Source organism: Tahibacter sp. (assembly GCF_035481375.1).
Lineage (GTDB): Bacteria > Pseudomonadota > Gammaproteobacteria > Xanthomonadales > Rhodanobacteraceae > Tahibacter.
Genome location: NZ_DATIGT010000131.1, coordinates 1 through 12,631 on the forward strand (window position 1 = coordinate 1; position 12,631 = coordinate 12,631).

Genomic DNA, 12,631 nt, shown 5'->3' on the forward strand with positions numbered 1-12,631 from the left:
CGCCTTCGACCTCGAAGTCCACCGTGATCGGCTGGCCCAGCAGCGACGGCGCCGCAATCCCGCGCTCCTCGCTCTTCATCGTGAGCTGGAAGTCGAACAGCTGCGACAGCGATTCTTTCCCCTGCAAGCCGTCGAAGCGCAACACTTCGGGACCGAGAGGCGTGGTGACGTTCAGCGTGCGGTTCATGCCGATTCCATTCCGTTGGCGACGCAGCAGCTGCTTTCGAACAGCCACTCGCGTATGGAGTCATGTGCATAGATCGCAAAAAAACTAACAAAGCGATTTCAAATAATCCACAGTGACCTCAATGCTCAACCGAATTGGAAACCGTCGCGAGCGGAGCCCTGATCTTCGCTTCCGTAACTTCACAGCCGCCCTCGCCGCAGCCGATAAACGATCCGGCCCTCACTGTCGATGAGATGCAGCCGGCCAATACTGATTGACGTAGGCATTCCACGTGGCGTAGTCGTCGTCCTGCGCGACGGCGCAGGTGATGCCGAAGCGCCGGACGACGGCCTGCACAGTGGATAGAGGCTTGTCGTCGTCGTATTCGGGCGTGTGCACGCCGACGACGAGAGGCCTTGGTGCGATAGGTTTGTGCCACCGCTGGATGTGCGGACCTCTCACCTCTCACCTCTCACCTCTCACCTCTCACCATCACATGCACGCAGTTGATGCAGGAATACGTCCAGAACTCGACGAGTGCGACCTTGCCGCGTAGTTGGCCGATCGCCAGCGGCACGCTGTCGAGCCAGTGGTTGACGCCTTTTAATTCCGGCGTTTGGGCGAGAGACGCGATCCCGCGCCCTGCGCACCGTCGCCGTCGACGCTTTCGAGCCGCAGCGATTCGTCCGCGGGGCGGTAACTGTAGACATCGTCGGTAAGGTCGGTGTCCTGCGCCGGCAGCAGGGACGCTCTCGTGGCGAACGCGAGTACCTCGCCGTCCGCGCTGAAACTCAGGTGACGGAATACCGTCACGGGTTCATCGCTGAACACGGTGACCACACGGCCTGCCGCACGATCGAGCACGCGCAGGCGCGTGAACGGACTGTCGAGCGGGCCGACAGGATCGGTGAAGGCAATGCGCTGGCCGTCGTCGGAAATCACCATGAGTTCGCGATCGTTCCCGCGTGCCGCAATCAGCGGCGCACCAGTTTGCGGATGGCGCAGGCGCTCGACCGCGTCACTCACATTGTCATGAATGAATAAATCCATACTGCCGTCCGCATCGTTGACGACGAAGTCGTTCGCCGCAGTGATCAGCGCCGCGTAGCGGCCGTTCGCGACAGCCCGACACGCTGCCGCGTCGGCGCGTCCAGCTGCGCGCCGTGCGGACTGACGTTGATCTGCGTCAGCTGGCCGGTATCGGCGTCGTGCAGGAACACGCGCGGCGTCCCTGATGTGAAGCCGTCCGGCGCATGCAGCGTGACGAACAGCGCATAGCGGCCGTCGTCGGACGCGGCAAAGCGGCTCGTTCTCACATCGCGATTGCCTTGCTGCCCAAGCACCGACGACGGGGCGTAGTTCAGCAGATACAGCTCCGTCGCGCCGAGCGGCGCTGCCGCCAACAATGGCAGCAGCGCAACGAGTCCGCGCCGCCGGACCACGATGTCCGGCGCGCGCGTGCGGCGGTGCTCCGGGGCCGGCTACGTAACTTCATTCTTCGCATCGTGGCGACAAGGCGCCCGGCATGTTCGGCGTTGCCGCCCTGTCTCTTGCGCCCGACACGGCAACGCGAGCGCAGCGGCGGACGGAATTCCTTACGGCGCGGCTCGTGCCAGCAGTTCCCTGATCTTCGACTCGGTCACGTCGTATCCGCCTTCTCCGTAATGCCGATGGACGATCCGTCCTTCGCGATCGATCAGATACAGCGCCGGCCAAAACCGATTGCCGTAGGCGTTCCAGGTGGCATAGTCGTTGTCCTGCGCGACCGCGTAGGTGATGCCGAAGCGCTCGACCGCGGCTTTCACGTTGGCGAGCGGCTTGTCGTCGTCGTACTCGGGGGTGTGCACGCCGACGACGACGAGACCCTTGTCGCGGTAGTTCGCATGCCATCGCTTGATGTGCGGGATGACGTGGACGCAGTTGATGCAGGAATACGTCCAGAATTCCACGAGCGTGACTTTTCCCCGGAGCTGTTCGCGCGTCAGCGGCGGGCTGTTGAGCCAGCTGGCTATGCCGGTGAATTCCGGAGCGACGGGACGCGCAGGCTCGACCGCGACTGCGGTGGAATCCGGCGTGCACGCCGTCGCGAACAGGCACGCGGCCGCCAGCGCGGCGAATGACTTGAACAGTTTCATGGCTGAAATTCCTCGCAAGGTTGGGCACGCAGTCGGCAGCCTGTACCGTCGCCGGAAAAACAACGGCACGGCCTACGGCAGCGACTCGAAAAATTCTTTCGAAGAGAACGGTCCGACCGCAGGCCTCGACCCGCTCGAACGATTCCCGTCGATCAGTTCCCGATTCTCAGCTCGACCCCGATATTGCCCCGCGTCGCCTTGGAATACGGGCACGTGCGATGCGCTTCATCGACGATCATCTGCGCCTGTTCCGGCCCTAGACCCGGCAACGACACCGTGAGACGGGCCTGCAGCAGATAGCCCTCGCCGATCATGCCGAGATCCACTTCCGCATCGACGGCTGCATTTTTTGGGAAAGGTATACGCAGCTTGCGCGCAGCCAGCGTCATCGCGCCTTCGAAGCAGGCCGACCAGCCGGCGGCGAACAACTGTTCCGGATTGGTGCCGGGGCGGCCGCTGCCCGGCGGCGACAGCGCGATGTCGAGCTGGCCGTCGTCGCTGCGCGCGCGGCCTTCACGGCCGCCGACGGTGTGGGTCTTGCCGGTGTAGAGGATCTTGTCGAGAGCGGTCATTGCGGTTCTCCTGGTGATGTCGTGGTGATGGAAGCGCTCAAGGAACGCCGTGAATGCGGATCAGGGTTTCGGTGCCTGCGCGAGCCGTGTCGCGTCGACGACGGCCTGCACGAATTCGCGCGGCGCTTCCTGCGGCGGGTTGTGGCCGATGCCGCCGCGGAAGGTGCGGTGTTCGTAGCGGCCCGTGAATTTGGCGGCGTAGGTTTCCGGCCGCGGATGCGGCGCGCCGTTGGCGTCGCCTTCGATCGTGATCGTCGGCACGCCGATCGTCGGCGCCCGCGCGAGGCGCTGTTCGAGTACGGCGTAGCGCGGCTCACCGTCGGCCAGGCCGAGACGCCAGCGGTAGTTGTGCACGACGATCGCGACGTGGTCGGCGTTATCGAGCGCGGCGGCGCTGCGCGCGAACGTCGCGTCGTCGAAGGCCCACTGCGGCGATGCGAGGCGCCAGATCTGCTTGGCGAAATCGCGCGTGTATTGCGCGTAGCCGGCGCGGCCGCGCTCGGTCGCGAAGTAGTACTGGTACCACCACTGCAGTTCCGCGGCCGGCGGCAGCGGTTTCTTTCCGGCTTCCTGGCTGCCGATCAGATAGCCGCTGACGGACACGAGCGCGTTCACGCGTTCGGGCCACAGCGCGGCGACGATCGCGGCGGAGCGCGCGCCCCAGTCGTAGCCGGCGAGCGTGGCGCGCTCGATCTTCAACGCGTCCATCAGCGCGACGACGTCGGATGCCAGCGCCGCCGGTTCGCCGTTGCGCAGCGCATCGGCGGAACGGAAGCGCGTTGTGCCGAATCCGCGCAGATGCGGCACGATGACGCGATAGCCGCGTTCTGCCAGCAGCGGCGCGACGTCGGCATAACTGTTGATGTCGTAGGGCCAGCCGTGCAGCAGGATCACGACGTCAGCGTTCGCCGGACCGAGCTCGGCATAGCCGATCGTGAGATCACCGGCGTCGATCTGGTGGTTCGCGACGAGCGGCCCGTGATCGGCCGGTGCGCTTTGCGCACTCGCGGACGGCGCCGCACCTGCGACGCCGGTCATTGCGCTGTGCGCGGCCAACAGCCATGCCGCGAGGCGGGTGAGATTACGGAAGGCATGCATGCGCATCGACGGTCTCCGGGTGCGGGCTTCAAGGCCGACGCAGGAGGCGTCGGCGACGGCGCCATTGCACGCCCGGCGCGTATCGGTCGCGTGTCGCCGGATCCGGCGATCTGTCAGCGGAGCGCGGGAACGGCACCGCGGATACAGACGCTTACAAAGCGGGTCGCTCTGTATCGAAACGTATCCGGAGCCCGCGGCGGCACGGTCGGATACGAAGCCGGCGCCACGGCGACATCGCGCCGATGGTGCAATGCGCGAGCCGCGAAACAGGATGCGGCGAGGCGCTACCATCTTTATCTTTCGACGAGGCCGCCGGCGCGGTCCCGGACCTGGAGCGGCGATGACGTCCCATGCAGACCACATCCTCGTCGTCGACGACGATCGCGAGATCCGTCAGATGGTCGGCGACTATCTCGGCAAGAACGGCCTGCGCGTCAGCCTGGCCGCCGACGGCCGCGAGATGCGTGCGATGCTCGATACGAGCGACATCGATCTCATCGTCCTCGATGTGATGATGCCCGGCGAGGACGGCCTGACGCTGTGCCGCAACCTGCGTGCCGGCAGGCATCGCGCGGTGCCGGTGATCATGCTGACCGCGCGCGACGACGCGACCGATCGCATCATCGGCCTGGAGATGGGCGCGGACGATTACGTCATCAAACCCTTCTCGTCGCGCGAACTGCTCGCGCGCATCACCGCGGTCATCCGCCGCGCGCGCATGCTGCCGCCGAATCTGCAGGTCAGCGAGGCCGCGCGGCTCATCGGCTTCGGCCAGTGGAAGCTCGACACGACCGCGCGCCACCTGCTCGATGAAAGCGGCACGGCCTATCCGTTGAGTGGCGCCGAATTCCGGCTGCTGCGCGTGTTCGTCGATCATCCGCAGCGCGTGCTCAGCCGCGATCAGCTGCTCAATCTCACGCAGGGCCGCGATGCGGAGCTCTTCGATCGCTCCATCGACCTGCTCGTCAGCCGTCTGCGGCAGCGGCTCGGCGACGGCGCGCGCGAGCAGACGTACATCAAGACCGTGCGCAGCGAAGGCTATGTGTTCTCGCAGCCGGTCGTGCTGATCGGAGACGACGCGTGAGCGCAGCGTCGCCGGGAGGGACTTCACGCTTTCTGCCGCGCACGCTCGGCGCGCGCGTGCTGCTGATCCTCGCCACCGGCCTGCTGCTGGCACACGCCCTGTCGTTCGCGCTGTTGTTCTACGAACGCGCCGTCGCGACGCGCTCGATGATGCTGACGAACCTCGAGCAGGACATTCCGCTGAGCGTCGCCCTGCTCGAACGGCTGCGGCCGCAGGAACGCACGGAGTGGCTGCCGCGACTGGAGCGCCGCACGTATCGCTATCTGCTGCGCTCCGCCCGGCCGGGTTCGCCGCTATCCACCGAGCGCTCGCGGCAGGTCGCGGGGCTGATTGACGAAGCGCTGCAGCATCGCTATGGGCTGCGGCCGCGCGCGGTGTCCACATCTCCGGAACGCTACGAAGTAGAACTGACGCTGGCCGACGGCCAGCCGCTCACGATCGAGGTGACGCCGTCGCTGTTGCCGATCGCGCGCTGGCTGCCGTGGATGCTGGTCGCGCAGATCGTGTTGCTGCTGGCCTGCGCAGGGCTCGCGGTGCGGCTGGCGACGCGTCCCTTGGCGCGACTGGCCGAAGCCGCCGAGCAGCTCGATCCGGCTCGCGCGGGCGAGCCGCTGCCGCAGCACGGATCGGCCGAAGTCGCGAAAGCCGCGCGCGCATTGAATGCGCTGCAGCAGCGCGTGTCGGCGCATGTGGCCGAACGCACGCAGATCCTGGCCGCAATCTCGCACGATCTGCAGACGCCGATGACGCGTATGCGGCTGCGCCTGGAGGCGATGGCCGAGAGCCCGACGCGGGCACGTCTGCTCGACGATATCGATCACATGAGCCAGCTCGTGCGCGAAGGCGTGAATTTCGCGCGCAGTGCCAACGTCGCGACGGGACCGGCGGTGCGTCTGGATCTGGCCTCGTTTCTCGACAGCATCGTCGGCGACTACGAGGACATGGGCAAGCCCGTGCGGCGCATCGACGGCGACAGCGCTGCCGTGACGACGCATCCGCAGGTGCTTCGGCGTGTTGTGCAGAATCTCGTCGACAACGCGCTCGCCTACGCGGGCAGCGCGGAAGTGGCGTCGCGCATCGACGAAGGCGGCGTCTGCATCGACGTGCTCGATCGCGGACCGGGGATTCCCGAGGATCAACGGGAAGCAGTGCTGCAGCCTTTCCGGCGACTGGAACCGTCGCGCGGGCGATCGAGCGGCGGCACGGGGCTCGGGCTTGCGATCGCGCAGCAGCTCACACAGGCGCTGGCTGGCCGATTGCAGTTGAGCAATCGCGAGGGCGGCGGATTGCGCGTGACGGTTGTGTTGAGCGAAACCCCGGCACCCACGCGCTGAGATTCCGCCGCCTTCGACGTCGCCGTTTTCGCGCGATGTCGTTTGCAGCGCGGCGCGATCGGATCTGCTTCGTCGCGCGGCCGCGGATCACTCCAGATCGTCAGCAAACAAATCGTCCCCGGTGCGCACGACTCCGTTCGAATACACGGCGATGAATTGCCTGCCGTCCGACGCAATGCTTTCGAGATAGTGCTGCGGCGGGTCCGGCATCCGCGTCCATTTGCCGCCGTCGCTTTTTGCGCTGTACACGCCGAAGCCCACGCCAAGGATGCGCTCTCCATCCCACGCGAGTTTCAGGATGGCCGGCCACGGCACGTCGTACTGCACGGTGTTCCAGAGGATGCCGTCGGACGACACCATGGCGACCGAAGCAACCGCCGCGACGAAGTAGTCGCCCGTCCAGACCACATCGCGCGGACCGAAGAACTGCGGATTGTCCGTCGCATAGCGCACCGTCCACGTGATGCCGTCGGGCGAGCTCATGATGACGCCGCCGAAGATGTCGTAGCCGACCGCGACGAACATCGATCCGCTGTATACGACGGATCTCAGCGCGGTGAACGTCGGCGCCGGGCGCCATGTCCAGGTCTCGCCGTCGGGCGAGGTGTAGACGGCGCCGACATCGCCGACCGCCACGAACTTTCCGTCGCCGAAGGCGACGCCGTTCATGTAGATGTCGCCGGGAACCGGCGTCATCTGGCTCCCGTTCCAATGCTCGCGATCGGCCGAGACGCGAACGGCACCGCGATAGCCGACGACGACGGTCCGTTCGCCGACTGCCGTATTGCCGCGGGCGACGCCGCCCCAGAACGTCGTTGCGGAGTCGTCGATGTCGATCGGTTCCCAGTCGATGCCGTTGCTCGAACGCATCGAATCGCCGAGATAGCCGAGCGCGAGGAACTCGTCGCCGAGCCAGCGCACCGTGTAGAGGTTGGTCTGCTCGGCCTGCTGCTGCAGATGCCAGTCGGCCCCCTGCCTCGACGTCGCGATCAAGCCGTCTTCGCCGACGGCGATGTAGTCGGTTCCGTTCCAGGCCGCGCCGTTGATCTCGCCCTGGTGCGCGGTCTCGGCGCCGGTCCAGTCGGTGCCATTTGCGGATCGGAAGATCATCGAGGGAACGGCGCCGCCACGGTAGCCGACCGAGACGAAGCTGCCGGCGACGCCGAGCACGTGATGCGGATCGTCGATCGGAATCGGCGTCGCCTGCCACTGCACACGGTCGGTCGAGGTGTAGCCGAATACCGCATTGGCGGCGCTGTCGCGACCGACGACGAGCAGCGTCGATCCGTTGAATGCCAGCGCATCGGCCGACATGTTCGCGCCGACGGTATGCGGAACCCACGTCGTGCCATCGGCGGAGTCGAAGATCAACGCGCTGAACGTCGCGCCGTCGCGTCCGAGCGCGATGAACCGGTCGCCGGCCCAGATCACTTCGTTCAACCGCACGGGCAACGCGCTGATGTCGCGCGTTGTCCACGCGAGACCGTCCTCGGAGGTCACGACGGTCGCGCCGTCGTCGACCGTGGCGACGAAGCGCTGCCCGTCCGACGCGATCTCGCTGAGCCTGAGGCTTTCGTCGAGCTGCTGGGCCGACCAGGCGAACCCATCGACCGACGTGACGACCGCGCCGCCCCACCCGACCGCAACGAAGCGGCCGCTGCCGAATGCGACGTCCCGCAGGTAGGCGCGCGTCGACTGGCGGCGCCACACCCACTCGCCGCCGTCGTGCCGCGTGACGATCGTGCCGCGATCGCCGACGACGACGTCGGTGGTTCCGTGCGAGGCTGCCGCCTGCAGGGTGTTGCCCTGCGGCGCGGGCGTCGACCAGAACCAGCGGTCGTTCGAATGGTCGGCCGCGACGGCCTGCGACGCCTGCGTTGCGAAAAACAGCGCGAACGCGAAACCTGCAACACGGGACTTCATCGCATTTGTCTCCATTGGCAATCGCTTCACCGGGGCGCAGTCCAATTCGCCGCGAACGTCGCTTCGTGATCCGTAGACGCGACGGCGGCGCGAACCCCCTCATGACGCGTGTTGCACGCCTTGCTCGGAACCCACGCGCGCGTTGGAAAACCGCGCGATGCATTGAAACGACGTGACCGACGGCCGTGCGACAACGCTGCCGCGGCGATCACGTCGATCTCCACGAGCCAGTCGTCGCGCAGCCGCCGTACGACGATCCGCCGGCAAACCGCTGCTCGCCTTCGTGCCTGTCGACGCGGAGGGCTGGGGCAGGAGCAAGCGCATGCTGCGTCTGGAGCGCTTTCCCGAAGTGGAGGAAATCCATTCCGTCGCCGGCGATACGAGCGTGATCCTCGAGGTGCGTTCGGCCGACACGCACGCGCTCGAGCAGTTTCTGGCCTGGGTTCACGTGCTGCCGGGCGTGCGCGGCACGCGCAGCCAGGTCGTGCAGTCGACGTTCGTCGAACGCGCCGTGCAGGCACAGGTCACGCGCGATTGGCCGGCGGTGCCGCTTCCGCCGGACTGAGCCGCAACCTGCAGCGACGATCGGCGAAAGCATGCACACTACCGCCGCACCGCTTCGACGTGAACGATCTCCAACCCTGAAGAACCGAGGCCACATGTCCCCTGATCCGATTGCCCGCTGGCACGACATCGTGAATGCGCGCGACGTCGCCGGACTCGACGCATTCCTCGCCGACGACGCGGTATTCCATTCGCCCGTCGTGCACACGCCGCAGGTCGGCAAGGCGATCGTGAAGGCGTATCTCACGGCGGCGATCGCCGTGTTCGGCAACGAGTCGTTCCGCTATCTGCGCGAACTGCGCGGCGAACGCGATGCCGTGCTGGAGTTCGAGCTCGAACTCGACGGCATCGCGATCAACGGGGTCGACATGATCCGCTGGAACGCCGACGGACGCGTCGTCGAGTTCAAGGTGATGCTGCGTCCGCTCAAAGCCGTCACGCTGATTCACGAGAAGATGGCGGCGATGCTGCAGGCTGCGCGCCGCTGACGGCCTGCGCTGCCGCTCGACATTTCACTTGAACGTTCGTCCAGCCATCCACGAATGGGCGCCGCAACGGCAGCGCACCGGTCGTCGATCGGAAGCGAGACATCGGAGTGCTCTGCGCGACAGGCCCGATGAACGTCGGCCGCGACAACGCGCTGTCTCGCGAAGGCTTGGGGGATTTTCGAGCGTTGCGGCGTCCTGGAGGATGAGGCGCCGAGTTCGACTGTGCGGCCACAACGATGACGCCTGCGCACCGTCCAGTACGGGAATGTACCCATCGGTTCTGTGAGACTCGGAACCCATGCGGCTCGCATCGGCGGCCGTGGCCGGGACAGCCATCGGAGAAAGCACGCCGTGAAAGACCAGCTTGCAGCGCTGAGGCCCGTTGTTCGATTGCTCCCACCGACCTGGCGCGTACACCTTCGGCGCTGGTGGAACGCCGGGCGAGCGGCTCGGGCTACGGGTGCCGGCGATTACGAGAGCCGGCTCAGCCAGGAAGTGATGCGATTCGCCGGAGAGGAAATCGTCAACGATCTCCCTCGAATCTTCGACTACTGGTCGAACACGCATCTGCGCCCGGTGATGGAAGTATTCGGATTCTCGTATCCGGAGGACTTCTTTGCGCTGCAAATCCAGCGGCAAGCGGCTGAATTGGGCCGAAACGTTCATGCGATCAGCATCGGCGCCGGAAACTGCGACAGCGAAGTGCACATGGCGAAGCTGCTGCTCGAACGCGGCGTCGCCGCGTTCACGATCGTGTGCCTTGACGTTACCGATACCATGCTTCAGCGCGGGCGCCGGCTGGCCGAGCGCGAAGGCGTCCTTGAACATTTCCGCTTCGTCTCCGCCGATTTCAATCGCTGGAATCCGACCGAATCGTACGACGTGGTCATGGCGAACCAGAGCCTTCATCATGTCACGAACCTGGAAGGACTGTTCGACGCGATTTGCCTGGCTATAGGTTCTTCCGGCATCTTCGTCGCATCCGACATGATCGGACGCAACGGCCACATGCGATGGCCGGAGGCGCTCGCGATCGTTCGCGAGTTCTGGCGTGAACTGCCGGCGTCGTACCGGTACAACGTCCAGCTGCGCCGCCACGAAAAGGTCTACAAGGACTGGGATTGCTCGCTCGAAGGGTTCGAAGGCATTCGCGCGCAGGACATCCTGCCTCTGGCGATACAAAGGTTCGGCTTCGACTTTTTCCTCGGATACGGAAACGTGATCGATCCCTTCATCGACCGCGGCTTCGGCCCGCATTTCGACCCCGAGATCGACTGGGACCGTTCGTTCATCGACCGCGTGCATGCGCGAGACGAGAAGGAATTGTTCTCAGGAACCGTCAAACCGACGCACATGCTGGCCGTCATGCGCCGCGACAGATCCGCAACGCCGGTTGTCCGGCACCATCTGACCCCGCAGTTCTGCCTCCGTTCGTAGCGGCTTTTCGCCGTGACGTTCCACCCGTCGTCGCGGCTCACACCGGCGAGCGCATCAGCAGCACCACGCTGATGGTCAGCATGAACGCCGCGATGAATCCGTCCAGCACGCGCCACGCCATGCGCTTGCGGAACACCGGCTGCAGCAGGCGCGCGCCGTAGCCGAGGCTCGCGAACCAGACGATGCTCGCGCTGCAGGCGCCGATCGCAAAGGTCCAGCGCGTGGACGGCGGGTACTGCGTCGCGATGCTGCCGAGCAGCACCATCGTGTCGAGATAGACGTGCGGATTGAGGAACGTGAAGGCGAGGCAGGTGACCAGCACGCGTCGCCAGGTCGATTCGCCGGCCTCGGCCGGTTTCAACGCGCTCGTGCCGAGCCAGGCGCGGCGCGCGGCCAGGAAACCGTAGGCGGCAAGAAACGCCGCGCCGCCGAAGCGCAGGGCCTGCAGCAGTCCGGGCCACGCGAGGACGAGCGTACCGATGCCGGCGATGCCGCAGAGGATCAGCGCGATGTCGCCGAACATGCAGACCGCGACGACCAGCCCGATATGGCGCCGCTGCAGTCCCTGGCGCAAGACGAACGCGTTCTGCGCGCCGATGGCGATGATCAGTCCGGCACTGGCGGCAAAGCCCGAGGCGGCGACGTGAAGCGACATGAGCGGAAGTCCATCAGGAGGATCACGCCATGCTGCGGTTGTCCCGCTCGTTAGGCCAGCTAATAATCCTGCAGCCTGATTAGAATTTCTAAGGATCGGCCATGGCGCTCGTCCATCCGCAGCTCGCCGCGTTTGCGGCCGTAATCGAGGAAGGCAGTTTCGACGCGGCGGCACGGCGGCTGTCGGTCACGCCGTCTGCGGTGTCGCAGCGCGTCAAGGCGCTGGAAGACCGGCTCGGCCAGGTGCTGGTCGTGCGGCAGGCGCCGTGCCGCCCGACGCCGGCCGGCGAGCGGCTGCTGCGCCGCGTGCGGCCGATGCAGACGCTCGAAGCCGAAGCGCTCGCCGAGTTCTTGCCGGGAGACGAAACGACCGCAGCCACGCGCACGATCTCGATCGCAGTCAACGACGACTCGCTCGAAACCTGGTTTCTCGGCGCGATCGCACAGTTGCACGAGCAGCACGGCTACGTGTTCGACATCCGCGTCGACGATCAGGACCACACGCTGGATCTCGTGCGCGACGGCACCGTGCTCGGCGCGGTCACGTCGACGTCGAAGGCGATCCAGGGCTGCAACGTGTATGCGCTCGGCACGATGCGCTATCGGGCCATCGCGTCGCCGGCGTTCGCGGCGCGCTATTTCGCGAACGGCATGGACGCCGCATCGCTCGCGCGCGCACCGATGATCGTGTTCAACCGAAAGGACGAATTGCAGTGGCGTTTCGTGCGGCGGATCACGCGTTCGCAGCTGACGCCGCCGATCCACTACATTCCGACCGCGTCCGGTTTCGTCACGGCGGCATCGCTCGGGCTCGGCTGGTGCCTCGCGCCGGAGTATCTGATCGATGCGGTGAAGCAGAGCCGGCGGATCATCGTCGTCGAGCCCGCGCGCTGGCTCGACGTTCCGCTGTACTGGCAGCAGGCGGCGATCCGATCGAGCACGCTGCAGCAGATCAGCGACACGCTGCGCGAGTCCGCGGCGTCCGCGTTGCGCATCTGAGTTCGTGCAGCGCGTGCGGACTCAACGCTGCCGCGGCGTTGCCTTCTGCGAGGGGATGCAACAGCACTGCGACGCACGAATACAGGCGAGCATGAAGTCGCCGACGCGCGGGAACAAGGTTCACTTTGCAACATTCCGCATCGACGCCGCCGGCGCCGAGAAGCGAGCTTGGCGCGC

15 protein-coding genes are annotated in these 12,631 nt (G+C 66.1%); 6 read left to right on the forward strand and 9 right to left on the reverse strand.

Features of this window, described 5'->3' with window-relative positions; all coding sequences use genetic code 11:
* The 7 genes from VLF18_RS08700 to VLF18_RS08730 all read right to left on the reverse strand — a co-directional run.
* Positions 1-187: hypothetical protein (locus VLF18_RS08700; protein WP_325279236.1), on the reverse strand; the 187-nt coding region annotated here is incomplete at its 3' end.
* A gap of 219 nt (positions 188-406) precedes the next feature.
* Positions 407-565: a hypothetical protein gene (locus tag VLF18_RS08705; protein WP_325279237.1), complete on the reverse strand. Its 159-nt coding sequence runs from the start codon at positions 563-565 to the stop codon at positions 407-409.
* A gap of 204 nt (positions 566-769) precedes the next feature.
* A complete protein-coding gene (locus VLF18_RS08710; protein WP_325279238.1) occupies positions 770-1,216 on the reverse strand; it encodes a hypothetical protein in 447 nt (148 codons plus the stop codon).
* 44 nt (positions 1,217-1,260) lie between these two features.
* Positions 1,261-1,608, reverse strand: coding sequence for a hypothetical protein (locus VLF18_RS08715; protein ID WP_325279239.1), 348 nt, complete (start codon positions 1,606-1,608; stop codon positions 1,261-1,263).
* Between the two features lie 153 nt (positions 1,609-1,761).
* Entirely contained in the window at positions 1,762-2,301 is a 540-nt protein-coding gene (locus tag VLF18_RS08720) for a thioredoxin family protein (protein ID WP_325279240.1), read from the reverse strand.
* 152 nt (positions 2,302-2,453) lie between these two features.
* Entirely contained in the window at positions 2,454-2,873 is a 420-nt protein-coding gene (locus VLF18_RS08725; RefSeq protein ID WP_325279241.1) for an organic hydroperoxide resistance protein, read from the reverse strand.
* A gap of 60 nt (positions 2,874-2,933) precedes the next feature.
* Positions 2,934-3,971, reverse strand: a complete 1,038-nt coding sequence (locus VLF18_RS08730) for an alpha/beta hydrolase (protein WP_325279242.1) — start codon at positions 3,969-3,971, stop codon at positions 2,934-2,936.
* A gap of 340 nt (positions 3,972-4,311) precedes the next feature.
* Here VLF18_RS08730 and VLF18_RS08735 point away from each other — a divergent pair, with 340 nt between their 5' ends.
* Positions 4,312-5,055 (forward strand): response regulator, encoded by a 744-nt coding sequence (locus VLF18_RS08735; protein ID WP_325279243.1) that lies wholly within the window; start codon positions 4,312-4,314, stop codon positions 5,053-5,055.
* The gene (locus VLF18_RS08740) at positions 5,052-6,389 is read left to right on the forward strand and encodes a sensor histidine kinase (RefSeq protein ID WP_325279244.1); all 1,338 of its coding nucleotides are present in this window, start codon (positions 5,052-5,054) and stop codon (positions 6,387-6,389) included. Before VLF18_RS08735 ends, VLF18_RS08740 begins: the two co-directional genes overlap by 4 nt.
* 87 nt (positions 6,390-6,476) lie before the next feature.
* Here the strand turns inward: VLF18_RS08740 and VLF18_RS08745 are convergent, their stop codons facing one another.
* Positions 6,477-8,312, reverse strand: coding sequence for a hypothetical protein (locus VLF18_RS08745; RefSeq protein ID WP_325279245.1), 1,836 nt, complete (start codon positions 8,310-8,312; stop codon positions 6,477-6,479).
* A 322-nt stretch (positions 8,313-8,634) separates the two neighbouring features.
* On the opposite strand from VLF18_RS08745, the gene VLF18_RS08750 reads away from it, so the two are divergent.
* The 3 genes from VLF18_RS08750 to VLF18_RS08760 all read left to right on the forward strand — a co-directional run bounded on the left by VLF18_RS08750 (position 8,635) and on the right by VLF18_RS08760 (position 10,801).
* Positions 8,635-8,877 (forward strand): Lrp/AsnC ligand binding domain-containing protein, encoded by a 243-nt coding sequence (locus VLF18_RS08750; protein ID WP_325279246.1) that lies wholly within the window; start codon positions 8,635-8,637, stop codon positions 8,875-8,877.
* Positions 8,878-8,971: 94 nt separating this feature from the next.
* Positions 8,972-9,364: a nuclear transport factor 2 family protein gene (locus tag VLF18_RS08755; RefSeq protein ID WP_325279247.1), complete on the forward strand. Its 393-nt coding sequence runs from the start codon at positions 8,972-8,974 to the stop codon at positions 9,362-9,364.
* A gap of 351 nt (positions 9,365-9,715) precedes the next feature.
* A complete protein-coding gene (locus tag VLF18_RS08760) occupies positions 9,716-10,801 on the forward strand; it encodes a class I SAM-dependent methyltransferase (protein ID WP_325279248.1) in 1,086 nt (361 codons plus the stop codon).
* Positions 10,802-10,838: 37 nt separating this feature from the next.
* Here VLF18_RS08760 and VLF18_RS08765 read toward each other — a convergent pair whose 3' ends face one another.
* Positions 10,839-11,456, reverse strand: coding sequence for a LysE/ArgO family amino acid transporter (locus VLF18_RS08765; RefSeq protein WP_325279249.1), 618 nt, complete (start codon positions 11,454-11,456; stop codon positions 10,839-10,841).
* Between the two features lie 101 nt (positions 11,457-11,557).
* Here VLF18_RS08765 and VLF18_RS08770 point away from each other — a divergent pair, with 101 nt between their 5' ends.
* Positions 11,558-12,454, forward strand: a complete 897-nt coding sequence (locus tag VLF18_RS08770; protein WP_325279250.1) for a LysR family transcriptional regulator ArgP — start codon at positions 11,558-11,560, stop codon at positions 12,452-12,454.
* Positions 12,455-12,631: the final 177 nt, after the last annotated feature.

Excerpts from the sequence above, each read along its gene's own strand:
- VLF18_RS08710 (WP_325279238.1), bottom strand. The coding sequence starts at position 1,216 with ATGGATTTATTCATTCATGACAATGTGAGTGACGCGGTCGAGCGCCTG.
- VLF18_RS08725 (WP_325279241.1), bottom strand. The coding sequence starts at position 2,873 with ATGACCGCTCTCGACAAGATCCTCTACACCGGCAAGACCCACACCGTC.
- VLF18_RS08745 (WP_325279245.1), bottom strand. The coding sequence starts at position 8,312 with ATGAAGTCCCGTGTTGCAGGTTTCGCGTTCGCGCTGTTTTTCGCAACG.
- VLF18_RS08720 (WP_325279240.1), bottom strand. The coding sequence starts at position 2,301 with ATGAAACTGTTCAAGTCATTCGCCGCGCTGGCGGCCGCGTGCCTGTTC.
- VLF18_RS08770 (WP_325279250.1), top strand. The coding sequence starts at position 11,558 with ATGGCGCTCGTCCATCCGCAGCTCGCCGCGTTTGCGGCCGTAATCGAG.
- VLF18_RS08765 (WP_325279249.1), bottom strand. The coding sequence starts at position 11,456 with ATGTCGCTTCACGTCGCCGCCTCGGGCTTTGCCGCCAGTGCCGGACTG.
- VLF18_RS08730 (WP_325279242.1), bottom strand. The coding sequence starts at position 3,971 with ATGCATGCCTTCCGTAATCTCACCCGCCTCGCGGCATGGCTGTTGGCC.
- VLF18_RS08750 (WP_325279246.1), top strand. The coding sequence starts at position 8,635 with ATGCTGCGTCTGGAGCGCTTTCCCGAAGTGGAGGAAATCCATTCCGTC.
- VLF18_RS08735 (WP_325279243.1), top strand. The coding sequence starts at position 4,312 with ATGACGTCCCATGCAGACCACATCCTCGTCGTCGACGACGATCGCGAG.
- VLF18_RS08755 (WP_325279247.1), top strand. The coding sequence starts at position 8,972 with ATGTCCCCTGATCCGATTGCCCGCTGGCACGACATCGTGAATGCGCGC.